This window comes from Pseudanabaena mucicola FACHB-723 (genome assembly GCF_014696385.1).
Lineage (GTDB): Bacteria > Cyanobacteriota > Cyanobacteriia > Pseudanabaenales > Pseudanabaenaceae > Pseudanabaena.
Genome location: NZ_JACJQB010000001.1, coordinates 124083 through 150954, shown reverse-complemented (window position 1 = coordinate 150954; position 26872 = coordinate 124083). Strand labels below are relative to the sequence as shown.

General features: G+C 43.2%; 20 protein-coding genes. 10 read left to right on the top strand and 10 right to left on the bottom strand.

Annotation, left to right across the window (positions count from 1 at the left end; all coding sequences use genetic code 11):
- Window positions 1-92 precede the first annotated feature (92 nt).
- From msrP to H6F41_RS00620, 3 genes are all read left to right on the top strand, one after another.
- Window positions 93-1055, top strand: a complete 963-nt coding sequence (gene msrP / locus H6F41_RS00630) for a protein-methionine-sulfoxide reductase catalytic subunit MsrP (protein ID WP_190401534.1) — start codon at window positions 93-95, stop codon at window positions 1053-1055.
- Window positions 1056-1130: 75 nt separating this feature from the next.
- Window positions 1131-3287, top strand: coding sequence for an FAD-dependent oxidoreductase (locus H6F41_RS00625; RefSeq protein WP_199288600.1), 2157 nt, complete (start codon window positions 1131-1133; stop codon window positions 3285-3287).
- 191 nt (window positions 3288-3478) lie between these two features.
- Window positions 3479-4327: a diguanylate cyclase gene (locus H6F41_RS00620; protein ID WP_190401533.1), complete on the top strand. Its 849-nt coding sequence runs from the start codon at window positions 3479-3481 to the stop codon at window positions 4325-4327.
- A 34-nt stretch (window positions 4328-4361) separates the two neighbouring features.
- Here H6F41_RS00620 and H6F41_RS00615 read toward each other — a convergent pair whose 3' ends face one another.
- The 4 genes from H6F41_RS00615 to H6F41_RS00600 form a co-directional block, all read right to left on the bottom strand.
- Window positions 4362-5381 carry a 2-hydroxyacid dehydrogenase gene (locus H6F41_RS00615; protein ID WP_190401532.1) on the bottom strand — a complete coding sequence of 340 codons (1020 nt, stop codon included), beginning with the start codon at window positions 5379-5381 and terminating at the stop codon, window positions 4362-4364.
- Window positions 5382-5460: 79 nt separating this feature from the next.
- Complete coding sequence (locus H6F41_RS00610; RefSeq protein WP_190401531.1) at window positions 5461-8004, bottom strand: glycogen/starch/alpha-glucan phosphorylase; 2544 nt, start codon at window positions 8002-8004, stop codon at window positions 5461-5463.
- 282 nt (window positions 8005-8286) lie between these two features.
- Window positions 8287-9651 carry a 23S rRNA (uracil(1939)-C(5))-methyltransferase RlmD gene (gene rlmD / locus H6F41_RS00605; RefSeq protein ID WP_190401530.1) on the bottom strand — a complete coding sequence of 455 codons (1365 nt, stop codon included), beginning with the start codon at window positions 9649-9651 and terminating at the stop codon, window positions 8287-8289.
- Between the two features lie 24 nt (window positions 9652-9675).
- Entirely contained in the window at window positions 9676-10122 is a 447-nt protein-coding gene (locus H6F41_RS00600) for a hypothetical protein (protein ID WP_190401529.1), read from the bottom strand.
- A gap of 160 nt (window positions 10123-10282) precedes the next feature.
- Here H6F41_RS00600 and trhO point away from each other — a divergent pair, with 160 nt between their 5' ends.
- The 4 genes from trhO (at window position 10283) to H6F41_RS00580 (ending at window position 14388) form a co-directional block, all read left to right on the top strand.
- On the top strand, window positions 10283-11464 hold the full coding sequence (gene trhO, locus H6F41_RS00595) for an oxygen-dependent tRNA uridine(34) hydroxylase TrhO (protein WP_190401528.1): 1182 nt from the start codon (window positions 10283-10285) through the stop codon (window positions 11462-11464).
- Window positions 11465-11723: 259 nt separating this feature from the next.
- Window positions 11724-12710: a metal ABC transporter substrate-binding protein gene (locus tag H6F41_RS00590; RefSeq protein WP_190401527.1), complete on the top strand. Its 987-nt coding sequence runs from the start codon at window positions 11724-11726 to the stop codon at window positions 12708-12710.
- A 1-nt stretch (window position 12711) separates the two neighbouring features.
- Window positions 12712-13536, top strand: coding sequence for a metal ABC transporter ATP-binding protein (locus tag H6F41_RS00585; RefSeq protein WP_190401526.1), 825 nt, complete (start codon window positions 12712-12714; stop codon window positions 13534-13536).
- Between the two features lie 6 nt (window positions 13537-13542).
- Window positions 13543-14388 (top strand): metal ABC transporter permease, encoded by an 846-nt coding sequence (locus tag H6F41_RS00580; RefSeq protein ID WP_190401525.1) that lies wholly within the window; start codon window positions 13543-13545, stop codon window positions 14386-14388.
- A gap of 30 nt (window positions 14389-14418) precedes the next feature.
- On the opposite strand, the gene adhE is transcribed toward H6F41_RS00580, so the two are convergent.
- From adhE to pflA, 5 genes are all read right to left on the bottom strand, one after another.
- Complete coding sequence (gene adhE, locus H6F41_RS00575) at window positions 14419-17016, bottom strand: bifunctional acetaldehyde-CoA/alcohol dehydrogenase (RefSeq protein WP_190401524.1); 2598 nt, start codon at window positions 17014-17016, stop codon at window positions 14419-14421.
- A gap of 120 nt (window positions 17017-17136) precedes the next feature.
- Window positions 17137-17466, bottom strand: coding sequence for a type II toxin-antitoxin system PemK/MazF family toxin (locus tag H6F41_RS00570; RefSeq protein WP_190401523.1), 330 nt, complete (start codon window positions 17464-17466; stop codon window positions 17137-17139).
- Window positions 17454-17714: an AbrB/MazE/SpoVT family DNA-binding domain-containing protein gene (locus tag H6F41_RS00565; RefSeq protein WP_190401522.1), complete on the bottom strand. Its 261-nt coding sequence runs from the start codon at window positions 17712-17714 to the stop codon at window positions 17454-17456. The genes H6F41_RS00570 and H6F41_RS00565 overlap by 13 nt, the downstream gene beginning before the upstream one ends.
- 50 nt (window positions 17715-17764) lie before the next feature.
- On the bottom strand, window positions 17765-18214 hold the full coding sequence (locus H6F41_RS00560) for a hypothetical protein (RefSeq protein ID WP_190401521.1): 450 nt from the start codon (window positions 18212-18214) through the stop codon (window positions 17765-17767).
- 44 nt (window positions 18215-18258) lie between these two features.
- Window positions 18259-19002, bottom strand: coding sequence for a pyruvate formate-lyase-activating protein (pflA, locus tag H6F41_RS00555; RefSeq protein ID WP_190401520.1), 744 nt, complete (start codon window positions 19000-19002; stop codon window positions 18259-18261).
- Window positions 19003-19414: 412 nt separating this feature from the next.
- Between pflA and H6F41_RS00550 the strand changes: the two genes are divergently transcribed.
- Window positions 19415-20023: a hypothetical protein gene (locus H6F41_RS00550; protein ID WP_190401519.1), complete on the top strand. Its 609-nt coding sequence runs from the start codon at window positions 19415-19417 to the stop codon at window positions 20021-20023.
- Between the two features lie 140 nt (window positions 20024-20163).
- Here the strand turns inward: H6F41_RS00550 and H6F41_RS00545 are convergent, their stop codons facing one another.
- Window positions 20164-23757: a WD40 domain-containing protein gene (locus H6F41_RS00545; protein ID WP_190401518.1), complete on the bottom strand. Its 3594-nt coding sequence runs from the start codon at window positions 23755-23757 to the stop codon at window positions 20164-20166.
- A gap of 193 nt (window positions 23758-23950) precedes the next feature.
- Between H6F41_RS00545 and H6F41_RS00540 the strand changes: the two genes are divergently transcribed.
- Entirely contained in the window at window positions 23951-24595 is a 645-nt protein-coding gene (locus H6F41_RS00540; protein WP_190401517.1) for a hypothetical protein, read from the top strand.
- Window positions 24596-24746: 151 nt separating this feature from the next.
- On the top strand, window positions 24747-26792 hold the full coding sequence (locus tag H6F41_RS00535; protein WP_190401516.1) for a hypothetical protein: 2046 nt from the start codon (window positions 24747-24749) through the stop codon (window positions 26790-26792).
- The last annotated feature ends 80 nt before the right edge of the window (window positions 26793-26872 follow it).

Genomic DNA, 26872 nt, shown 5'->3' with positions numbered 1-26872 from the left:
TGTTAGCACTGCAACACCCTAAAATCAAATAAAATCAAAATATAGCGATCGCCATCGGCATCAAGACCAAAGCACTACTTCAACTAAATACTATGACGCTGATTAAAATTCTTCCAGACTGGTTTTTGCCTGAAAGTCAAGCTACGTCAGAGTCAGTTTATCTAAATCGGCGGCGATTTTTAAAAAAGGCAGGGTTAGGGAGTCTCAGCATTATGGGTCTGTTGGCGGGTTGTCAAACCCCCGAAGAAAAACAAGCCATGATCAAACAGAAATTATTAGAGGAACGCCTCAAACCCTTCACAGCGTCGCGAAATCTTAGCTTTACCCTCGATCGTCCACTCACTAATGAATATAGTGCGGCTGCCTATACTAATTTCTATGAGTTTAGTGCTGATAAAGAGGTGTGGCAGTATGTCAAGAAATTTCAGCCCCATCCTTGGACGTTGGAAGTATCAGGTTTAGTTGCTAAGCCTCAGAAATTTGCGATCGAAGATTTGATCGCCAAAATGCCAATTGAGGAGCGGCTATATCGTCATCGTTGTGTGGAAGCATGGGCGATGGCTGTACCTTGGATGGGTTTCCCTTTAAAGCGATTGATTGATCTGGTAGAGCCGAAGGCAAATGCAACGCATGTCAAGTTCACCACCTTTTTTAAACCTGAACAGGCAAGAAGACAAATTTTGCAAAGTGAGCCTTGGCCCTATACCGAGGGGTTAACTATGCAAGAAGCAATTAATGATTTAGCTTTTCTGGCAGTGGGTATTTATGGACATGAGCTACCAAAACAACATGGTGCGCCGATTCGCTTAGTTGTGCCTTGGAAGTATGGCTTTAAAAGTATTAAGTCGATTGTGAGTATCGAATTTAGCGATCGCAAGCCTGCAACATTTTGGAATACACGTATTCCTGAAGAGTATGACTTTACAGCGAATGTCAATCCTAATATTCCTCATCCGCGTTGGTCACAGGCAAGTGAAAGAATGCTGGGGACAAATGAACGCTATGCGACGCAGATTTATAACGGCTATGGAGATTATGTGAAAAGTCTTTATTAAGTCTCTGGTCAAGCTTTTTGAGAGCCTGTTAAGCTTTAGGCAGCAAATTTATGGAGAACTTGGAAATTTAAAACTATGCCGAAATCGTTATTTATTTCTCGGAGCGAGTATAACAATTTTCAAGCAAGCGAGATACAGAGCGTTGTTTCCCCGCCGAAGGCGGGGAAACAACGCCGTACTTCACTAGTTGGGGAAACACTATATAGGAGCAAATATAAATTTGCGATCGCAACGGCACTTAGTATTTGTGTCGGATCGTTAATTGCTGCCGATCCGATCATCGCCAAAAATAACGCAATTGATCTCAATGAAGAATGTGAAATATTAATAGTCGGTGGTGGCGTAGCAGGTACAGCCGCCGCCTATGAGGGATTACTCTCAGGGCGGACTGTCTGTATGACTGAGATTACGGACTGGGTGGGTGGACAGATTACAGCACAGGGTACATCTGCCTTAGATGAAGCAAAAAAACAACGCAACCTTTGGTTTTTTCCGCAGGGCTATACCGAATTTCGCAAGCGCATTGAACGGCAATATGGCAAATTGAACCCTGGGGATTGTTGGGTAAGTGTGTCCTGTTTTTTACCGAGTGATGCTCAAGCAATTTTGGTGGGAATGCTGCAAGAGGCAGAACGCAAGGGGAATGGCAAATTAAAATGGTTCCCGAATACCGTGATCAAGAATTTGGAGATGAGTGCTGATGGCAAGTTGATTGATGCTGCGATCGCAATTCAGCATCGTCCTGCGCCAAACACTCCACCCCTGAATACTGAGCCACTGTCTAGCATTATCGAAGATGCCTACCGTTACGAAGATTCAGCTCGATTACATAAGCAAACGATTCGCTTTGCGCCTTTATCCAAAGAAAAATCGCGTAATTGGTTTGTGATTGACTCCACAGAAACAGGCGAAATTATTGCCCTTGCCGATGTGCCTTACCGTTTGGGTATCGATCCGCGATCGCATTTAAATCCCTCGTCACCAGTGCTAGATAACGATAAATACTGCACTCAAGGCTTTACCTATACCTTTGCGATGGAACAGACGGCAGAGCCACAACCCCAGCAAAAGCCCAACTTTTACGATCGCTATCTCCCCTATTACGGTTCTGACCCTAAGCCGAACCTCGCCAACTTTGACACAATCTTTACCTATCGGCGGATCTGGAGTACCGAAAATCCTCAAGTACCCAATCCTCCCAAAAATCGCTTTGGGGTGTCGGGCATGAAGGCAGGGGATATCTCCATGCAGAACTGGGTATGGGGCAATGACTACAGACCAGGGACAGATAAGGACAATCTGATCTATTCAAGAAATCAATTATTACGATCGGGACAGCTTGAACCCAATGGCTGGATGGGAGGATTGCGGACAGCAACCCTCAAGAGTGGTGAGGAAATTGCCCTAGGTTTCTATTATTGGCTCGTGGCAGGTACAACGGACTCGCAACAAAAAACGGATTGGAAAAAGCCATTCCCCAACCATCGCCTCTTAACAGGACTAGATTCACCGATGGGAACGAAACATGGTCTATCCAAATATCCCTATATTCGCGAATCCCGCAGGATTATCGGTCGTCCTTCCTATGGCTATCCTGAAGGCTTTACGATGGCTGAGGTGGATGTTTCGCAGGTGGATTTTAGCGCTGACTTCTATCGTGAAAATCTTCCTGAAACCAAGTATCGAGATCTATGGCGATCGCTGGCAGGTTTAGGCACAACCGAAGCAATTAGAAACAATACGCCACCCGAACAAATTAAACGCCGCACCCGTTCAACAATTTATCCCGATGCGGTAGGTATTGCTCAGTATTACCTTGATTTTCACCCTTGCCTCAGCGAATATCCTGTGGAAACGGCGGGCAATACTGAACGCGAAGGGGTGCGAAATGGTCATGCTCCCGCTTTTCCCGGACAAATTCCATTGCGATCGTTAATTCCGCAAAGGGTTGACAATTTGATTGCATCAGGAAAAAATATCGCCTTTAGCTATATTGTGGCGGCGGGTTATCGGGTGCATTCCTATGAGTGGTCAGTGGGAGCCGCTGCAGGGACGACGGCATCCTTTGCCCTATCAGAGGGAATACTTCCCTATCAATTCGTGGAAAATTTACCGAGAGTAAGTCCGCAGTTGATGCAATTGCAGCAAAAGCTATCTCAAAACAACAACCCGATCGCATTTCCTAACACTTCAATTTTTAATCTTGATTGGGCGGATTGGAAAATCTGGTAAGTAGTTCAGCCTAAAACGGATGATCTTGCGCCGCCTGCTACGCGGCCAGCGCAAGATCATCCGTTTTAGATCTGGTATAAAATCGAATTTGTGGTTAGCTTAACTGTAAGTTAACGATAAACGTGGCAAGTTATTAGCTAAATATTCTCCAGCACATTTGCAAGATTGCCAAGTTAAGTACAAATAACAGCATGGAAACTGAAAACCCCAAAATAGTAACTAGCGAAAAATTTCTTTTGGCTAAGCTGGCAAGCTTGGAAGAAGAAATCCAAGAGTTAAAGACTCAAAATCGTCAGTTGCGGGATCAATTGGTCACAAAAACAATCCAAGGGGAACAGTTAGTACAGGCTAATAATTCTTTGCAAACAGAAATTCTCGATCGCCAGCAAACAGAAACGGCTTTACGTTTACTTTTAGATCGACTTTCGAGCGAAAAAAATGATCTCGAAATTATTCTTGATACAACTACCTGCCATAGTGACACCATCGAAGCGTTGTTGTATGACAAGGCATTGTCTTTAGCCCATGAAGTAACCATTGATGGCTTAACGCAAATTGCCAACCGTCGCGCCTTTGATCAACGGATCACTCAAGAATGGCACAGACTCGCTAGGGAGCAGTTACCCATTTCTCTACTGCTATGTGATATTGACTTTTTTAAACGCTACAACGATCGCTATGGACATCCTGCGGGAGATGAGTGTTTGCGAGCTGTGGCTAAGTCCATTGAATCCTGTATTTGTCGCCCTGCCGACTTGGCAGCCCGTTATGGCGGCGAAGAATTTGCTGTCATTTTGCCCAACACCTTAAGTCAAGGAGCAATTTTTATTGCCGAAAAAATTTGTCAGGCTGTCTATAACTTGGGCATTGCCCATGAGTCATCTTTTGTTAGCGATCGCATTTCGATGAGTATTGGCATATCGACATTTTTGCCTACGGAATCCGTTGATGCCAAGGTTTTATTAGAAGCTGCTGATAAGGGTTTATATTTAGCCAAAAACCAAGGTCGCAATCGTGCCGTATTTAGCAGCGTTGGTTAGTTATCCCAAATAAAGAGATAGCGTAGCCATTTCTTTATTTAGAATTAGTTGCGATCGCAGTTTCCAGCTTTACCTCATTGACACAATTACCACTAGTCTCAAATTCCGCAATATTCGCAAGGGTGGTTTCCGCAATATTCGCCAGAGCATGACTAGTAAAAAAGGCTTGATGCCCTGTGACGATCACATTGGGAAAGGTCAATAACCTCTGAAAAACATCATCTTGAATTACCTCATTAGATAAATCTTCAAAAAATAAATCTGCCTCCTGCTCATACACATCAATACCAAGGTAGCCAATTGCCCCAGATTTCAAGCCGTCAATAGCGGCCTGTGTGTCAATTAATGCTCCTCGACTAGTATTGATCAGCATCGTTCCTGTTTTCATTTTTGCGATCGCAACAGCATCAATCAAATAACGCGTATCAGGAGTCAATGGACAATGGAGTGAAATAATATCTGAACTTGCCAAGAGTTCGGGCATCGATACATATGTCATACCCATGGCTAAACAAGCGGGGTTTTGATAGGCATCATATCCAATTAGTTTGCACCCAAATCCACGCATAATCTGAGCGAAAATTGCACCAATTCGACCAGTGCCAACAACTCCCACCGTTGATCCATATAGATCAAATCCCAATAAACCTTCGATCGAAAAGTTTCCTTCTCTAACACGGTTGTAGGCTCGATGGACTTTACGATTGAGCGATAGAACCAGTGCGACGGCATGTTCGGCAACGGCATAGGGGGAATAGGCAGGTACACGCACGATCGTTATGCCCAAATTAGCGGCAGTAGCTAAATCCACATGGTTAAATCCTGCGGATCGCAAAGCAATTAACTTTGTGCCACCTTTAGCCAAAATCTCTAGCATTTCGGCATTGAGATAGTCATTGATAAAAATACAAACTGCGGCAAATCCTGCGGCGAGAGAAACGGTCTCATTGCTGAGGTGACATTCAAAAAAGACTATTTCGTGTTGATATGTGCCATTTGCGGTATTAAAAGATTGGCGATCGTAGGGTTTTGTATTAAAAAAAGCAATCTTCATAATTCAATAGCATCAATATTTTTTGCCAACAACAAAGGCTCGCCAAGCGAGCCTTTATTGTTGATGTTTAGCTTATAAACTAACTACCGACATGCACAACATTCAGAGTTGCTTTAGCAGGATCGTATGGTTCTAATTCCACGTTAACGGGTTTTACATGCCAGATCTCGTCACAGTATTCCTTGATTGTGCGATCGGATGAGAACTTACCAGAGCGAGCAACGTTGAGAATCGACATCGTTGTCCACTGCTCGACATCCTTGTATGCCTCGCCAACTTTATCTTGACAATCTGCATAGGCTTGATAATCTGCCAATAGCATATAGTCATCATGATTGAGCAAGGAGTCCACCAGAGGCTTAAACAAGTCTTTGTCTCCGGGGGAGAAATAACCCATCGCCAAGCGATCAAGTACATGACGCAATTCTTCATTGCTTTCGTAGTAATCGCGAGGTTTATAGCCATCAGTTTTCATCTTTTCGACTTCTGCGGCAGTCAGACCAAAAAGGAAAAAGTTTTCTTCGCCGACTTCTTCACGAATTTCGATATTCGCTCCATCTAAAGTACCGATGGTCAAAGCGCCATTCATGGTGAACTTCATGTTGCCAGTACCAGAGGCTTCTTTACCTGCGGTGGAAATTTGCTCAGAGAGGTCTGCCGCAGGATAAATTAATTGCCCAAGGGAAGCGCTGAAGTTTGCCAAGAACACAACCTTGAGTCTCCCATGGACATCAGGATCACGATTAACCACATCAGCAACGGCATTGATCGCTTTGATGATCAACTTTGCCATGAAATATCCAGGAGCCGCCTTGCCACCAAAAATAAAGGTGCGTGGGGTCATTTGGATATGAGGATTTTGCTTGATGCGTAGGTACAACGCGATGATGTGCAGCAGGTCGAGGTGTTGACGCTTGTACTCATGGATGCGCTTAACCTGAATATCAAAGATCGAGTTGACATCAACTTCCACACAGTTGTGGGCCATGATGTAGTCCGCAAGTTTCTGTTTGTTAGCTTGCTTGATTTGCCGCCAGCGCTGACGAAAATCACTGTCATCGACAAAGCTTTCTAGCTTGCGAAGTTCATCGAGATGCTTCAGCCAAGTGCCGCCAATCTTTTCACTAATCAACTCGGACAAGGCAGGGTTCGCCAGCAACACCCAACGACGAGGAGTAACGCCATTGGTTTTGTTGTTAAACTTCTCTGGCCAAAGTTTGTAAAAATCACTAAGCACATCTTGCTTCAGTAATTCAGTATGCAGCGCCGCTACACCATTAACAGCATGACTACCGACGGTAGCAAGGTTTGCCATCCGCACCTGTTTGCCGCCATTTTCCTCAATAATCGATAGACGCGCTAGCAACTCCTCATCATCAGGATACCAAGTCTGCACATCTTGCAAGAAGCGATGATTGATTTCGTAAATGATTTCCAAATGACGAGGCAAGAGGCTTTCAAATAGAGGTACACCCCATTTCTCTAGTGCTTCGGGCATGAGGGTATGGTTTGTGTAAGCAAAGGTGCTTTGGGTAATCCGCCATGCTTCATCCCAAAAGAGTCCATGCTCATCAACTAGCAAACGCATCATTTCCGCAATGCTGATCGCAGGGTGGGTATCGTTGAGCTGCACCGCCGCATGTTCGGGAAGATTATCAAGGCGACCATATTTTTTGAGATGGCGACGGATGATGTCTTGTAGTGAGCAGGACACAAAGAAGAATTGCTGCTCTAGGCGCAACTGCCGACCTTGGGGGGTGTTGTCGTTGGGGTAAAGAACCTTGGAAATGGTTTCTGACTTAATCTTAGTGGCAACTGCACCGTCATAGTCGCCAGAGTTAAAGGCTTGGAAGTTAAAGTCTTCGCCTGCTTCTGCTTTCCAGAGACGTAAGGTATTGACGGTATTAGTTTGATATCCGGGGACAGGAGTATCGTGGGGAATGCCCTCAACGGTGAAGCTAGGAATCCACCGAGTATGCGGACGACCACGATCGTCGTTGTAGATTTCGGTATGTCCGCCAAATTTGACTTGGACTGTGGATTCATAGCGAACAACTTCCCAAGGGTTACCGCAGCGCAGCCATTTGTCGGGAATCTCCACCTGCCAGCCATGCTGAATCGATTGGTTGAAAATACCAAACTCGTAGCGGATGCCGTAGCCCATTGCAGGAATTTCTAGGGTGGCAAGGGAATCAAGGAAACAGGCGGCTAATCGACCCAGACCACCATTGCCAAGACCAGGATCGGGTTCTTGTTCTAAGATTTCGGTAAGGTCAAGTCCAGATTCTTTGACGGCTTGGGCGATCGATTCATAAAGATCGAGGTTAATTAAGCTATTACCAAGGTGTCGCCCCATCAAAAACTCGGCGGAGAGGTAATAGACAGTTTTAATATCTTGTTCGTGGTAAACCTTGAGTGTTTGCAACCAACGCTGCAACAGGCGATCGCGTGTAGTGTACGACAGCGCCATGTAGTAGTCGGTGAAGTTGGCGAGAATAGCAAGTTTGCCTTGTATATAGAACAGGTTGTCGGCAAAGGCACGCTTGAGGGTTTCGATACTTAGACCTGTGCGATCGTCTTCTACCGTAATATTGCTGGTTTGATTAGCAACATCTGTTTGCATAGAATTATTCCTGAATGGTTACTTTGTCTTATTGCCGTTCTGCTGACCCTAAGGCGGAGGGTAATGCCCTTGTCCTATCCAAGCATAAACTTTGAAATGTTGGGCATTTATTAACTGATAATTTATGTTTTAGTGATGAATTCTTGATGGTTCCCTGACATTAGCTTAGATTTGGCTAAAAAAATCTAATGAAATCAGCTTTTGAAAATCAGCACAATATGATCCCATAAAAGGGCAATCAGGTGGAAGAAATTGCGATCGCAATTTCTTCCACCTGATTGGCTATGCCGATGCTAAAAATGCGATCGCTTCGACATGAGAGGTTTGGGGGAAGAAATCAATCGGCTGTAATCGGGTAAGTTGATAGCGCCCACCTTCACATAACATTTTGAGATCCCGTGCCTGTGTCGCAGGGTTGCAACTTACATAAACCAGCCTTGCAGGAGGATTACTACGGAGATAGTTAATCACTTCAGGCTCGCAACCCTTGCGGGGGGGATCAAGAATGACGATATCAGGATGGAGATCGAGTTTGGTGATTAGCTCCTCAACTTTACCAGTATGAAAAACGACGTTATCAATACCATTGAGTTCAGCATTAAGCTTGCCCTGAGCCGTTGCCTGTGGCTGTATTTCAATCGCGATCGCCTGTTTGACTTGCTCTGCTAAGGGTAACGCAATTGTACCGATCCCCGCATAGGCATCAAGGAGAACTTCCGTTCCTTCTAGATTGAGTTCTGCTTCAATGATTTTCAACATCTGCTCCGCTTGCTCGGTGTAAATCTGGAAAAATGTATCGCCGCGCAAACGGAAAGTTAGTCCCGCAAATTTCTCTAATAAATAATCTCGTCCTGCAATACAACGGCTATCGCGCCCAAAAATTGCATTGGTTTTATCAGGGTTGCAATTGAGGATCACCCCAACTACTTTGTCATAGCGTTCCAACCAAGTTTGAGCAAATACACCCAAATTCGGAACATCCCAATCTCTACTCACAATGGTGATCAGAATTTCACCTGTTGACCTACCAATGCGAAGTCCTAAATGGCGCAGCAGTCCAGTATGGGTGTTTTCGTCATAGATTTCCCAACATTGGTTGTGAATATCCATTTTCAATTCTGCCAACATCGGATCAAGACGCTCGTCTTGGGCAGGACATTGATTAAGATTGACGATTTTGTGACTTCCCTTTTGGTAATAGCCCGCTTTAAGGTTGCCATCGCGCCCAGTGGCAAGGGGATAGGTAACTTTATTGCGATAGTGCAGGCTATCGGCTGCACCAACTATGGGCGACAGAATTTCTTCTAGGGCATCGGAGTCAAATCCGCCAATGCGCTGCAATGCTTGGAGAACGATATTTTGTTTGGTTCTGAGCTGGGCGGAATAGCTAACAGCTTGCCATTGGCAACCACCACATTTATCGGCAACGATGCAACTGGGACGCACGCGATCATTAGATGGAGTCAGAATTTTTTCGATACTGGCATGGGCAAAGTTCTTTTTGACAAACTCTAATTTGGCGGCAATGCGATCGCCAGGGACGGTATTGGGGACGAAGATGGCGATATTTTCATAGCGACCCACCCCGTCGCCACTATCGGCGAGGTCGTCAATGGTGAGCGTGATTTTTTGTCCCTGTTGCAGCATGATTTCCTAAATTCTTGGTGAAAACTAATCTGTTCCTCCCCATGACCAGTATGGATTCCCATTTCGCACTTCTTGGTTGAGGATGACAGTTGTTTGATCATTGGCATCATACATCGCTGTCGTGTCTAAAATTAAGAAGACTTGCCCACCCACAAAGCGCATCCTTAGGTAAGAATGCCCTGTAAAGTCTTCACCATAGGCTTTGGAAATGCCTGCGGTGGCTTTGCAGCTAGCATACTTGCGATTGAGTTTGGCACTCCAAGTCACACTAAAATCATCGGTTGCCGCAATTTGAAACTTACCCGCTAGCCAACTTAATTTGGCATTGCCATCAATGGTATAGCCACCCTCGCGATAGGGGCGTGACTGCGAGTTGATGGTCACTGTCTCAGGGCAGACTGCGGCAGCAGGACTATCATTAGTGGGATAAACTTTGAGAATTAGAGGCTCTGCCAGCGCTTGGCTAGACATTTGTCCGACGGTAATTGAGCTGCTCGCAACTATTGCGAGCGCAAATACCGCTGCTACACTTCTAAACTGCCTGTACATAATTTATTGACCTTAGGGTTTTACAATTTGAGAAATTGTCGCTTAGCTTCAATTTTTCTTAGTTTTATTTTGATGGAAGACCATGCTCATTAGATTGTTCCAAAAACAAGATCGCGATCAGATTGCCAAATTATTTCATGACACAATTCATGAAGTGAATATCCGTGATTATTCGCCTGAGCAAATCCAAGCATGGGCTCCCGATGACATCCACTTTTGTGACTGGGAAGAGGATTGCCATAGTAAATATACTTACGTTGCCGAAGAAGGAACAGAAATTGTTGGCTTTGCTCAATTAGAAGCGAATGGTCATATTGATTGCTTCTTTTGTCACAAAAATTATCAACGTTGTGGGGTTGGCACAAGGCTATATCGAGCACTGGAAGCAAAGGCTTTAGAGTTAGGAATCGCATGGCTATCGGTTGAGGCAAGTATTACTGCTAGAGCCTTTTTTAAAAGTAGAGGGTTTGCGGTTGTTAAAGAGCAGCAGGTATTTTGTCGAGGCGAAAAATTAACCAACTTTGCCATGGAAAAATCCCTGACAAAATATTTAGTCAAGTCTGAACCGTTTGTGGTTGCAACTTTCTATCATTTTACGAATTTAGAAGACTATCAATTGATGCGTCCCATCATTAAAGATTTTTGCGATCGCAATGAGTTAAAAGGTGTAATTCTGTTAGCGCAGGAAGGGATTAACTCTACGATTGCAGGTAGTCGGGAGGGCATTGATGCGTTGTTAAATTATTTGCGGTCTGATCCACGCTTGCAAGGTTTAGAACATAAGGAAAGCTATAGCAACGTAATGCCCTACCAAAAATTGCGGGTACGTTTAAAAAAAGAATTAGTTAAGTTTGGTGTCGATGGTATTGATCCTAGTCGGGAGGTTGGTACTTATGTAGAACCTAGGGATTGGAATGCGTTGATGGCTGATCCTGAAGTAGTTGTGATCGATACGCGCAATATCTATGAAGTGGAGTTTGGGACTTTTCAAGGTGCAATTAATCCCAATTTAGATTTCTTCCATGAGTTTCCGCAGTATGTGCAGGATCAATTGCTTGAGAAAAAATCTCAAAAGATTGCCATGTTCTGTACAGGTGGCATCCGTTGCGAAAAAGCCAGTGCCTATATGTTGGCACAAGGGTTTCAGGAGGTTTATCACCTCAAGGGTGGGATTCTCAAGTATTTGGCAGAAGTTCCCCAAGATGAGAGTCTGTGGCAAGGTGACTGTTTTGTATTTGATGATCGCATTGTGACTAATAACTAACTGATGTTATGTAGAAGTTTCTACAGCCCTCACCCCTAGCCACTCTCCCGTAGGAGAGGGAACAAGAAATATTGGCTTTTCTCCCCTTCTCCCTAGGGAGAAGGGGCTGGGGGATGAGGGTCTCACCTAACTCTTAGGGGGATTCACTATGTAGCAAATCAAGTTTTGCTTAGATATCAAAACCCAGAAGGCTAGTTGAAATTGCCGTGGGAAATTTTGTGTTATATTTTAAAAAATGAAACGATTATGAAAAGTAATCATGCGCCGTCAACTGTTTCCCCGTCAAAGTTTTACCCTAATTAAAAGCTCTGCCACCGTCATGCTGAGCTTGCTAGTGGTGATTGGGCTGAGTGGTTGCAATTCTCCATCCTCGACAAACGAGCAAAATTCTACTCAAAATTCCACTCTTCGCAAAGATCCTCAAAATCGCAAGGTAATTTTGACCACGTTTACTGTCCTTGCAGATATGGCACAAAACGTGGCAGGAGACAAAGCCATTGTTGAGTCAATTACTAAGTTCGGCTCAGAAATTCATGGCTATGAACCCACACCCAGTGACCTTCAGAGGGGGCAAGCAGCAGATTTAATTTTAGATAATGGTTTGGGGTTAGAACGCTGGGCAGATCGCTTTTACAACAGTTTACCTAAGGTCGAGCGAGTCACCTTGAGCGAGGGTATTCAGGCAATTGATATTACTGAAGATGCCTATCAGGGCAAACCCAATCCCCATGCATGGATGTCACCTCGCAATGCTCTGATTTACGTAGAAAACATTCGTAGAGCCTTAACTAAAATTGATCCCGCTAATGCTGACACCTATGCCGCTAATGCAAAAGCCTATAGTCAGCAAATTCAGGAAATTGACAATAAATTAAAAACTGCGATCGCAGTGATTCCTGAAAATAAGCGCTATATCGTCAGTTGTGAGGGTGCATTTCCCTATCTAGCAAGGGACTATGGATTAACAGAAGTCTATATTTGGTCAGTGAATTCTGATTCATCAGGTACGCCTCGGCAAGTGCAACGAGTGATTGACACCGTGAGAACTAAGCAAATCCCTGTCGTTTTTTGTGAAAGTACCGTTAATAATCAATCGCAGTTACAGGTAGCCAAGGAAACAGGGGCAAAGTATGGCGGTGTATTTTACGTGGATTCCCTTTCTCCTCCCGATGGCGTAACCCCCACCTATCTCAAATTATTGGAATACAACGTTAATACTCTGATTGCAGGACTCCAAGGTAAATAATATGCCTAACCCAAATATCAATCTATCCTCAACAACACCGAGCATTGATGTAGAAAATGTAACTGTTAGTTACCATGGCAAAGTGGCTCTACATAGCGCTTCATTGCAACTTAATGCAGGCACAATCTGTGGTCTAGTGGGCATGAATGGCGCGGGTAAATCGACCTTGTTTAAAGCGGTGATGGGCTTTGTCAAACCTATGAGCGGCAGGGTCTTAATTCATGGTCTGCCCGTTCGCCAAGTTCAAAAACGTAGCCTTGTTGCCTATGTGCCGCAAAACGAGGAAGTAGATTGGAACTTTCCTGTCAGCGTCTATGATGTGGTAATGATGGGGCGCTATGGCTATATGAATATTTTGAGAATGCCGCGATCGCAAGATCGTCGAGCTGTGCGCGAAAGTCTAGAGCGGGTGGAAATGTGGGAACTTCGCGATCGGCAAATTGGTGAGCTATCGGGAGGGCAAAAAAAGAGAGCATTTTTTGCCCGTGCCTTGGCACAACATGGCAAGGTTTTGCTGCTAGATGAGCCATTTGCAGGAGTCGATGTTAAGACCGAAAAGATGATGATTCATCTATTAATGGAACTCCGTCAAGCGGGCTACACGATTTTAATCTCTACCCATGACCTCGATTCCATCACCACATTTTGCGATCAGGTGGTACTAATTAATCGCACGATTCTCGCCTATGGTGAAACCTCAGAAGTGTTTACCGAAGAGAATCTTTCGCGTACCTTTGGGGGTTCGGTTGTGGATTTATCCCACGCTAAAAGTTGTCTCGTCCACAGTCATTTAGAGCATCCTTCGGAACAAGCATCACAGGAATAGAAGCATATGGATCTAGTCAATTGGTTTACCGCACCTTTGCAATATAGTTTTATGGTGAAGGCAATCTGGATCAGTGCTTTAGTGGGGTTGGTCTGTTCCGCACTATCCTGTTTTATGATCTTAAAGGGTTGGGCATTGATGGGAGATGCGGTGTCCCATGCGGTCTTACCAGGGGTCGTACTTGCCTATGTACTGAATATTCCCTTTGCCATTGGTGCGTTTGTATTTGGGGTTGGTTCTGTAATTGCGATCGGTTTTATTAAGTCCAATACACGGATTAAGGAAGATACCGTAATCGGTTTGGTATTCACAGGGCTATTTGCCTTTGGTGTCGTCCTCGTCTCTAAAATTAAAAGTACCGTTGATCTCAATCACATTCTGTTTGGAAATGTCTTAGGAATTGCCGACAATGATATTGTACAGACGGTAATTATTAGTGTAATTACCCTAGTTATATTGGCGATTTTACGCAAAGATTTGATTCTGTTTTGTTTCGATGCCACCCATGCCCGTTCGATTGGTTTAAATACCACCTTTCTCTATTACATTTTGCTGTCCTTGTTATCCCTCACTGCTGTAGCAGGATTGCAAACCGTCGGTATTATTCTGGTGGTGGCTATGTTGATTACCCCAGGGGCAACCGCCTATTTGTTGAGCGATCGCTTTGACCACATGATGTTGATTGCCATGGCTTCAGGGGTATTTTCGAGTGTGATTGGTACTTATATCAGTTACCACATCGATGGATCGACGGGTGGGTGCATTGTTGTTCTGCAAACCTTGTTATTTCTAGCGGCAATGATTTTTGCACCGAAGCACGGCTTGTTATTGCGATCGCAAAAAAATCGCTAAACAAGGGGCTTCAGCCCCTTGTCTTTGATATTAGGCTTGGCTGTGATAAGCCTGAACCATTAACTGCTTCAAATCTGCAATCAAAGGATAGCGAGGATTTGCACCCGTACATTGATCATCAAAGGCTTGATCCGCCATATCTTCCACATGCGCCATGAAGAACTCCTCGCCCAGACCTTGTTCAGCAAGGGCATCCTTGATCGTGGCAGGAATATCGACCTGACGCTTGAGATCTTCCACTGCGGCAATCAATCTTTCGATTTTCTCATCTTCATTTGTACCACCCAAATTTAGATAATCCGCAATTCTGGCATAGCGCCATTTGCTATTGGGGTACTTATTCTGCGAGAAGATAGCTTGCTTGAAGGGAACATCGGTGGCGTTATAACGAATCACATGACTAATCATCAGTGCATTGGCTAAACCATGGGCAATGTGACAAGTACCACCCAACTGGTGGGCGATCGAGTGGCAGACCCCCAAGAAGGCATTGGCAAAGGCTAAACCTGCAATTGTGGCGGCATAATGGACTTTTTCCCTTGCTTTGGGATCATTCGCTCCATTTTTGTAAGCACTGGGTAAATATTTGAACAACAAACGAATTGCCTCCAGTGCCAATCCATTTGTATATTCGGAAGCCAACACGGACACGTAGGATTCGATCGCATGGGTGAGCGCATCAATACCACCGTAAGCGGTCAGACGCTTAGGCATGTTCAGCGTTAGCTCAGGATCAACAATTGCCATATTCGGAGTCAAGGCATAATCAGCAAGAGGATACTTGATTCCCGTTTTCTCATCGGTGACTACGGCAAAAGGTGTTACCTCTGATCCTGTTCCCGATGTCGTAGGGACAGCAACTAGCATTGCTTTTGCGCCCAAAGGTGGCAACTCATAAACCCGTTTGCGAATATCCATGAATCGCATTGCCAAACCTTCAAACTCAATTTCGGGATGTTCGTACATTAACCACATGATTTTGGCAGCATCCATCGGCGATCCCCCACCAAAGGCAATAATCACATCGGGCTGGAAGCTATTGCAGATGTTTAATCCCTTACGCACTGTGGCGAGGGAGGGATCGGGTTCGACATCATAAAAAGTATAGTGAGCTAGTCCAATTTCTTCCAGACTATCGGTGACTTCCTTCGTTAAGCCCAGTTCAAATAATGGACGATCGGTGACAATCAAAGCGCGTTTTTTGCCTACGAGATCCCGCAGTGCCACAGGCAAACAGCCAGATTTAAAATAAATCTTTGGTGGAATCCGAAACCACAGCATATTCTCCCGACGTTCGGCGGCGGTTTTGACATTGAGTAAATGATGTGGTGTAACGTTGGCGGAAATAGAATTACCACCCCAAGAGCCACAACCAAGGGTCAGTGATGGATCAAGGCGGAAGTTATAAAGATCACCGATCGCACCCTGTGACGATGGCGTATTAATTAACACTCGCGAAGTTTCTACTTTAGATTCAAAATAGCGAATGTGCTTTTGATTGTTAGGGGCTGTATATAGTACCGATGTATGCCCATGACCACCAAAGAGAATCAGTTCTTCGGCTTTGGTAACTGCCTCATAAAAATCCTTGGTGCGATACATAGCTAGAATTGGCGATAATTTCTCATAGGCAAAGGGTTCGTCTTTGTCGATCGCCGTGACTTCACCAATCAAAACCCTCGTATTGTCTGGAATCGAGAATCCTGCAACTTCCGCAATTTTGATCACCGATTGCCCAACAATTTCGGCATTCAAGCGCCCATCGGTCAAAATTACTTTGCGAATTTGATCACGTTCTTCTTCGTTGAGAAAATAAGCACCCCGTTTAATAAATTCTTCTCTAACGGCTGCATATACCGCCTCGACAACGACCACAGACTGTTCAGAGGCGCAAATTGTGCCGTTATCAAAGGTTTTACTGAGAATAATTGAACTAACTGCCATTTGGATATGGGCGGTTTCATCGATGATCGCGGGAGTGTTGCCAGCACCCACCCCAAGGGAAGGATTTCCCGAAGAATAGGCAGCTTTAACCATCCCCGGCCCCCCTGTCGCCAGAATTAGTTTGATGTTTGGGTTCTGCATCAAAGCTTGGGATAGTGGCACAGTTGGTTCATCAATCCAGCCAATAATGTCGGGAGGCGCACCTGCGGCAACGGCAGCTTCCAGCACAATTTTGGCGGCAGTAATTGTACATTGTTTAGAGCGGGGATGGGGTGAAAAAATGATGCCGTTGCGGGTTTTCAGGGAAATCAGAGCCTTAAAAATAGTTGTGGAAGTGGGATTGGTGACGGGAACGATCCCCGCTAAGATGCCCACGGGTTCGGCGATGCGCTCATAGCCAAAATGCTTGTCTGATTCAATTACACCGCAAGTCTTATCATTTTTATATTTGTTATAAATCATTTCTGAAGCAAAGTGATTTTTAATCGCTTTGTCTTCGATTACGCCCATCCCCGATTCTTTGACAGCAGCTTTGGCTAAGGGAATCCGTGCTGCGTTGGCTGCCAGTGCGGCATGTTTAAAAATGCGATCAACTTGCTCTTGGGTAAAACTGGCAAACACGGCTTGAGCCGCTTTGACTCGTTGAATTAAGAGTTCTAATTCTTCATTATTTGTAACTTTCATTCTCAATTCCCTTGATATTTTCTTGTTGTAATTACTAAGCCCCCCCTATTTCCCTTTTATATTGGGGATTGAGGAGAATCTTTACAATGCTTAAATGATTAAAGATCTTTAAGAAAGAGCCTACTCAGCAAACATTTTAGCTAAGGTGTCAAGCACCAATCTTTGTTCATCTTGATTAATTCGCCCCAATTTCTTGACCAATCGAGTTTTATCAATAGTACGGATCTGATCTAGAACTATTTGCCCATTTTTACCTTGAAACTGACAATTGATCCGACTAGGATATGCTTTCCCTTTTGTTGTCATGGGGGCAATTATGACTGTGGAAATATGCAGATTCATTTCATCAGGGGAAATAATAAGACAGGGGCGTGTCTTCTGAATTTCACTACCAATGGTGGGATCAAGATTAACCAAGGCAACGTCAAATCTTTTAATTACCACTCCCATTCAGCTTGATCCCATTCAGTTGTACTAATTTCATCTAAAAGCACATCATCATGGTTTTGAGACATCTGGGCAAAGGCTTGATCCCATCCTGCGCGGGGATGTCTGACTTGGCGAATAGTTAGATGATCTCCCTCAACTTCGATCTCGACTTCTGTATGAATACCACTTTGCTCTAGGAGCAATTTAGGAATACGTACACCTTGAGAATTTCCAATTTTGACAATTCGAGTTCTAATAGCTGTACTCATAATGTGGATTGTGGTTAGTAATTACATTGTATTTACCAGCAAATAGATTGTCAAGAATGCTGTAGATGTTGATGAGTGGATCTGTGGGAGCGATCGCGCATCCACTGCCAAGAAACTAGATTAATCAGCAGCCCAATCGCGAAGAGAATTGCCATGAGTGCGATTTGATATAAATCGGTTTGCACCATGATATCCGCGATCAGATGGGAAAGATTTAGCATGGTATAAAGCACTGTAAAACTAAAATGGATGACGCGATAGCTCCTAGAATTAGTAAAAACAGTACCGATAATTGCCACCATTGGCAGTACGAAGAAGCTTAGCATCAACCACATAATGGGAGCAATCTCTGCCATATTGTGAGACTGGGATGTAATGATATTTAGCCCGTGAAATAGGGGCATTAATCCTAGTTGAGTATGGAAGAGTAAACCTAGCAGAAATACAACCCAAAGGGTAATGATCTTCTCTTGATATTGTTGATGGTGTTTGTGCAGCATAATCCCTTGCCTCCTAACAATTCGATTTTATTGGGAGCAGGTCATCAAATCCCAACTGCACCAAGGGCATTGATTCCGCGATCGCAAAATATATTCACGGTCTGCTGTACCAGTTCGGGCGGCGCAGGTGGTGTGTCTTTGAGGGAATAGGGTAATCCCAACTGTTCCCATTTATATTCTCCCATTTTATGAAATGGTAGGACTTCTAATCTTTCTACATTTTTGAGTGTGGCAATAAAGTCAGCTAGTTGATTGATGTTGTCAATGTTGTCGGTGAGGTGAGGAACTAGCACAAACCGAATCCAAACGGGCTTGCCAATTTCACTGAGATATCTTGCCATTTCTAGGGTTGGCTCGATGGAAACACTAGTAACTTTGTAGTAAAGTTCGGGAATGTAGGACTTGATATCCAGTAAAACCAAGTCGGTTTCTGCGAGTACGGGTTTTGCATTTGCGATCGCACAGTAACCCGATGTATCAAGGGCTGTGTGCAAGCCCATTTGATGACAGCGCTGAAATATTTCCCTAGTAAATTCTGGCTGCATCAGTGGTTCGCCACCACTGACCGTTACCCCACCTTTACGAATAAAAGATTTACATTTTTTGATCTCATCAATTAGATAATCAACGGTGACTTCTTTGCCATCATGGGCATTACGGCAGTCTGGATTATGACAATAAAGGCAGCGCAGGGGGCAGCCCTGTGTAAACACAATAAATCTGATCCCCGGCCCGTCTACTGTCCCAAAAGTTTCGATTGAATGAATACGTCCAGTTTGAGAAGTCATCAGGATTCTCTATGATTTTATTCTTTCTATTTTACTACGAAATTCTGACTGACTTTTTATTGGTAAATAGCTCGGCATATTCATAGACAAAACCCAGATTATCGTGCCGCCCGCTACGCGGGCGGCACGATAATCTGGGTTTTAAGTGACCTACTTAATAGACATTACTCAACAGTCAATGTGCGAATATGGCACATTGATAAGCGCATTGGCTTATGACAAGATTAACAACTAGTAACAAGATATTTACCGAAAGATCAGACCTTGATCAGACCTTGATCAGACCTTTTCTGACCTAAAAGCATGAATTTTTCTATTAAGGTGCAGCTACGTGTCCCTTTAAAGACTAAAACAAGAAATTCTTTAGAGATTTGCACAATCTATTTGCTGCCCCCCAACGACAGGAAACCCCATGACAACTATCCCCCAAAAACAAGGCTTTCTAGCCGCTTCAGCGATCGCAGCGATGGCTGGTGTTGCTCTCAGTATTCCCAATGCAGTCAGTGCCGCTAATCTTGCGACTTACGATTTTGAGTTTAAGTTTGCTAATAATACTAGTGGTAGCGGCTATATCACTCTTGATAAGGACAATAAATCTTATAGTGAGTCTACAGATGATTATGATTATTCCTTATGGGGACAAGCGCAGTGGTTAGACTTTAGCTTTGCCTATCTTGGTACAACCTATACTAAAGCTGATGTACCTAGTTCTTACCTTCAATTGTACGAATTTCCAACTAGTTCACCATTCTACCCTTCCAACGGTAGTTTTCTAGCTGGCATCCAGATACTTGCCAACGTTGGCAATGAATATAAATCTTTTATTGGAAGTGCGTCTTTGAGCTTTAATTACGGCCAAATTGACAACAATCTCGACACTTTCGGTCCATTCAGCCTGACTGAGAGAAGACCAGTACCTGTGCCTGCATTTGCTTTTGGCATTGTGGCGGCGGGTGGATGGATTGCCTCGAAGCAATTGCGCCGCCAGACAAAAGCGGTTAAGCAAGAAGTTGCTGTCTAAAGACATCTGCAATTATTTTCCATAAAATTTTATCGTAGGGGCAATTCATGAATTGCCCCTACGATAAAATGTGAGATTCAAACTGTTTTTTCTAAATCCAAAAGAGAGAGTTGCAACGCGAAGCGTTGCAACTCTCTCTTTTAGGTTTCTAAAGCTCCTAATGCTTTCAAAGTATCAATTTCCGCTTGAGTCAAGCCTCTAACATCGTTGATGATCATGCCTCTATAGGGAGAGAGCGATCGCAGGGTTTGTAAACATTGCCCTGTGGGAATATCCCAGCATTGAATCGTCTCATCCCAACTGCCACTAATTAGCGTTTTAGCATCCTGACTTATCGCTAGTGACGCGACCCAGTGACCATGCCCCTTTAATGTTTCAAGACAATTTCCTGTTAACACATCCCAAATTTTGACAGTGCGATCGCTACTGCCACTAATTAGACGATCTCCATTGGGCGTGAAAATCAGCGAGATAACAGGGTGATAATGCCCAGAAAATAGGCGTAAACATTCACCTGTCGCTATGTCCCATAGCTTAATCGAGTGATCATCGCCACCCGTTGCTAGATACTGTGAATTGGGGCTGATCTCCATTGCCCACACACGATTACTAGAATCCGCCTCCCAAGTATGTAGACACTCACCTGTTTCTAGATGCCAATATTTTACGAGCTTGTCATAGCCACTGCTAAAGAGGGTTTTGCCATCGTGATTAAACCGAACCGATAGGACAGAACTTGGATGACCTTGCAAGGTTTGTAAGCATTCACCAGATTCTAGATTCCACAACTTAACAGTGTGGTCATAGCTACCACTCGCTAAGAATTTGCTATCGGGACTAATGGCAATTCCCCAAACCCAACTACGATGTCCTTGAAGGGTTTTGATGAGTTTTCCTGTATGAGGATTCCAAAGTTTAACCGTGCGATCGGCGCTGCCACTGGCGAGAATTTGTCCATTGGGGCTGAAGGCAACAGAGAGAATGCGATCGCAATGTCCGCGTAGTATTTGAAAAGGTTGCAGATCAGTTTCTAAACTTTGGGGTGCATTGATATCAACATTCCAGAGTTTAAGTGTTTGGTCTTCATGTCCACTAGCAAGTAAGTTCTGCTGATGATCATAGGCGATCGCATAAATAGCATTGCTATTGCCTTGCAGGGTTTTGATACATTTTCCCCTCTGAAGTTCCCATATTTTAATCCCGTGGTCATCACCACCACTAACCACTAAATTTGCTTGGGGATGGAAAGCAACTGACCACACGCGATTGGTGTGTTTGTGCATCGTGTCCAGACATTTCCCTGTGGCAACATCCCAAATCTTGACAGATTGATCATAGCTACCCGTCACTAGGCGATCGCCTTGAGGACTAAATTCTAGAGAAGTGACAACAGAATTATGTCCTAGCAAGGTTTTTAGACATTCGCCCGTTTGCCAATTCCATATTTTTACAGTGCTATCAAAACTGCCACTGGCTAAGGTTTTGCCATCAGGACTAAAGGCGATCGCTTTCACCCAATATTGATGCCCTTGCAGAGTTTGCACACATTCACCCGTCTCCAGATTCCATAACTTGATCGTGTTATCTTCGGCCGCCGATGCTAAAAGCTGACCATTGGGATGGAAGTCCACCGACCAGACACAGGCATTATGTCCTGCTAGGGTTTGCATAGACTCGCCTGTGACCATATTCCAAATTTTCACAGTGCGATCGGTGCTACTACTAGCAAGGAGTTGACCATCAGGGCTAAAGGCAATTGCCGTCACAATGTTGATATGTTCGTCTAGGGTTCGGAAACATTCGCCATTATTTGTATTCCACAGTTTAATCGTATGATCCTGACCGCAACTAGCGAGAATTGGCGACTTGGGACTAAAAGCAACGTGCCAAACCCAACTATTATGTCCTTGGCAAATAAATAGTTGCTTGCCATTAACAGCGTCCCAAATCTGAATTTCGCCATTGGTATCACTGCTAGCAAGGGCAAGTCCATCGGGGCTAAAGGCAACGCTAGTAATGCCGCCAAAGGTCGCCGCAAACAGGCAATCTCGAAAATGCGCTTGAGTAAAGTTGACCCGATGTAAAGTTTGCGATCGCAAATCACAGTCCCGAATCATCAGCCGAGAGAAGTCATAGCCCGTTAAATCAGTTCCCAAATGCACCAGTAAATGAAGGAGGTTTGCACCGCCATAATTGTCTGCGGGCAAGGGGCTTAAGCCTCTTGCCCCATAAACGTTAAGAGCATTCGCCTCATTTTGAAAGGTCGTAATTAGTCTTCCTAATTGATACTCAACCTGTTTCTTAGAGACAAGATTATTTTGTAATTGCTGAAGGATCGGCTGCACAATTAATTGAATTTGACTATCCCGAATGTAATCCTTCGCTTGGGCTTGAACTAAAGCATGGGTTAACAAATACTGCGACGATTCGGTAACTATTTCTTGACAGATTAGTTTAGTTAATCGATCCGTTACATATTCCATCACCACAGGTTGCTGAGTAAATCCATGGCGATCGCGTTCAATCAAGTTACAGTTCACCAAAGACTCTAAAACTTCCATTAACTGCAATTTAGATGTTAATGGCGTAAAAGCACTATGCAAATCTGTTAAAGAAATACTCTCGCGATGAATCACCAGCCAATACATGACTTGATTTTGAAGGTCTGACAATCTCTTTAATTGTTGAGATAGCAGATTGTTAATCCCATTAAATAGAGTGATGCCACTGGCTAAAAAATAATTAACATTACCTGCATACAAGTCACGAATGGAAGTAGCGGCGATCTTTAGAGCTAAAGGATTACCACTATAACAATCAACTAATTGCCGAGCTTCGGCATCGGAGATTGATAAGCCTTTGAGGTCTAGGATAGTTTTCGCTGCCTCAAGTTCCAATCCAGATAGAGCAAGCGTCCTTACTGCTAATCCATCACCCTCAAGTGCTGTCACCTCTGAGGGTTTTTCGCGACTGGTAATCAGCACACAACTTTGATGACTAGTTTCTCCCACTCGCCACAAAAGTTCGCCATAAGCTTCGTAGCTATCAAGATAAGTACCTGTCGCTTGACCATGGTGCAACAACGTATCGAAGTTGTCCAAAATCAGCAAACATCGATACTTGCGGAAGTATTCGATTAAGCAAGTAATCTGCTCATGGGAGTTAGTCGGTAAAGTCGTAATTTGCTGCTGTGACAGAATCTTCAGACAGTCTCCCATCTTGTCGCTGAAAGTAGGTGCATGGCGTAGCGATCGCCAAATCACATAATCAAATTCGCCTTGCAATTGTTCAGCAATCTTCACAGATAAGGAGGTTTTACCCATCCCGCCCATTCCCAGAATCGTCACCACCCGACAGCGATCGGCCAAAATCCATTCTCTAAGAGTTTCTAATTCCTGAGTTCGTCCACAGAATTTAGCAACATCAATCGCTTCCCCCATGTGAATCTGACTTGTCTCTGAGTTTGCATTTAAAGCCGCTTGCTGCTGAGCATATCTCTCCAATACTCCACGCAGATTATTTTTGGTGACTTTTTCGTTTAAAGCTTGAGACAGCGCTCGCCATAATCCTGAGCCAACATCTCTGATATATCCAAGATCATAGCCCTTTTCAATAGCCATATCTGAGTATTTATTACCGTCCCAAGATTGACTCAATACAAGTTTTTGAACTTCTTTTAAGTCTCCATTGCCTAGTAATCGCGTGACTAGCGCGATCGCCTCATTTTTTGTCATTTTTCGCCTTAAATCTCGACTGATACTTACACTATCGCTAGAAAATCCTCATTTGTCAAAAAAATTTACATAAATATGCCGAAAACATCCGACCTTGATCCGACCTTTTCTGACCTTTGAACCTTGTATTGCTAGTTAAGCTCAGATGATGTCTTTAAAAATTAAACAACAAGTAAAGTAATTAAATATGTTAATGCTTAATAGAGAACCAATTTCCTCCATAAAATCAGGCCCACAAAGATGTGTTTATGGGAAAACTGCAAGTGACGAAATAATTCTTCCATTAGATTTTGTTCTATATGAATTAGATGCTACTAGTGACGTAATCATTCAAAAACTTAGAAATATCCCTGAAATTGGTAGTACTGTAGGTGCTGATGTGAAGACACTTTGGGGATCTCCATTTGGTAACATCAAGAGTTATGCCAGCCCGAGTGTTATTGGCTCGGTTAATCCTGTGGTATTAGTTAATCCCACCATCAAGTCAAGTCAGGTAAAAAAGATTCCTGACGTAAAAAAAATCGCTGATCATAATGATTTAAAAGATGGTGATCAGGTTTCAATTGAATATATTGATTCAACTTTAAGCTTAATACCAAGTGGAGTTGATGGTCAACTGAATATAATTGGTAATGCTATAAAATCTGCAATATTTCTGACCCCAATTCTAAATGTAGATGCTTATTTAGTTACTTTTAATAGTAATCTACAGGAAAATTCTCGCGGAGCAAGAGTGGTTTTGAAGTCTACAGGAGAACTTGTGGGGATGCTAATCTTCACTTCTAACTCTGGAGGTGTCTGTAATGCATTGGTTTATCCCGCACACTTGATTTCGTAAGGGAAAGTCAAAACTAATTTTCTAAACTACACGATCCATTTCAACTCTAAAGTCCCACCCTATTAGTAATCACTAACATTAATCTAGATATCAAACCATGCTCCAATATACATCTACAAAGAAGTTATCTTTCCTGTCATGCTTTTTGTTAATGGCGACATTCAATTATTCAGCTTTAGCTCAACAGGAGCCTGAAACGAATGTCCCTAGAGCTATTCGTCTGTCTTTAATAAACGGCATAATTGAGCTTGCTAAAAATCCACAACAAGCAAAAGCTAAAATTGAGCTTATTTGGGATGTCTTACCTGAAGGAACAATACTTCCAAAACAGAGTCGAAATGAGTTTGTAAAACCAATTGTCATCAGAATTCCCAATCGTGACTTGGGAGATCCAAAGATTTGGACTAACAATTTGAGTTCTGAAGAAAAAAATATTTTATTAAAAGCGTTGTATCCAGATGATAGCTCTAGAATATCCGACCTAAGTCAGTTTCGTAACGACACCTCAAGCAAAAATTTCGAGAAATACTGGCTTGCAGAGGACTTAGCCGAAAACCTTATCAATGGTAAAGATGTAGATGCATCAAACTTTTTCAGTTTATTTAGAGATCACAAGATATTAACAAACGTACTCAAGAGTCAAGGAATTGAGTATTTTCTGACTCTTAAACAAGAAGAAGAAGTTATTCAAGAAGGATTTCCAAAAGTATCTGATCAAAATATTATTTGGGAAATTAGTATTTATCAATTTCCAGTCGGGTCAACGCCTTCTGATTCAGGCGGTTCTCCTGTACCAACAAAGTTTTATTATCGCTATACGATCAAAGCGAAGATTGAACCTATCGATATTACAATTGCTAAGCCTAAAGGCAGAGAAATCAATGCCGAAGTTGCTATCAGATTCAAAAATGGAGGAGCATTAGGCTTGTCTCAAAGTGGAGGAGCTGAATTTCTCTACAAAGATATTGACAAAATCACACTGACACCAACAAAAGCATACGAAAAAGAACTAAGCAAAATACAAGAAGAAAAAGCAGGAAACCAGCTAGATCAAACTTTGAATTTCATTGGTATTGGAGGACAGCAAATTGGGGATTTACTTTCTCGAACACTTTTTGAAGGTGATACAAACTATTCAATCATCAGTGGCGGATTATTTGGTCGAGATAAGGTTGAATTACTTGTCGGGGCTAACCTCGAACTTGCTAAATGGGAGCCTTTGACATTGGGTGTTTTGTTTGGTGTTGTGCCTCAAGCGCAAACATCTCTGTACATCGGACCTAGTTTACAGGCTTCCATTTTTACGCTTTCTGGTGGTGCTCGTATTTCTGACAATAATGTAGGTTCCACAAGGGTAGATACTGCGGGGGTAATTTCTATAGATTTGTCTCGATTAATAGGACTTACACCACAGACTAAACCAATTCAACTTGCACAGGATAATGCGGGTGGCGGCTGGGGAAATGTAAGCGATGAACTAACCAAAAACTTAGCTGTTAGTCGATTTTCACTTAAAATGGGAGAATCAATCAAATCGCAAGATATTCCTAATGAATTCGGATTTCAACTTCAGAAAGTCAAAGAATGCTCAGGTGCTGATACAACTAATAAAACAATTGTTGACGTAAGAATCGGACAATTTCGCGAACAAGGAAAATCTGATTTTTCTGTCAATCCTCTACAGTTTTTTCCTCAAGGTATTTATAGATTTGAGCCTAATTCAAATGCTCAAGGGCTCGAATTTATTGATCCCTCAACTGATGAAGATATAAGTAGGAATGAAATCAAATTTTGTTCTGTTCCAAAATTAACTGCTCTTCAACTTCGTGCTTTAGTAATTGAGAGACTACCTTCCGTTCGATTTTCTCTTGCAATAGATGAATCTATTAAAGAACCCACAACTAAACTTGAAGAGCTTAAATTTGAGTTTCAACAAATAAAAGACTGTGAAAAGAAAGATGTAAGAGAGAAAAATGTAAGGGTAGGCATAAACATTAAAGACTTCAAACTTGAGCAATCTAAATCTGTAGTAGAACTCTTACAGTTTTTCCCAAAGGGAATCTATAAGATTCAAGATACGTCTGGAATTGAGCTTAAACTTGCTAATTCTGAATCTACTGAACAAAATGAACTTAATATGTGTTCTCTCACAAACACACCAACCATTCAAAAACTTTCTCTAAAAAAATCTAAATAACCATAATCCCAAGATTTAGCAATACAGTTTGTTTCTATTATATTTGGAGGTAAATTCTATGACACGTGGCATTGGTCAGT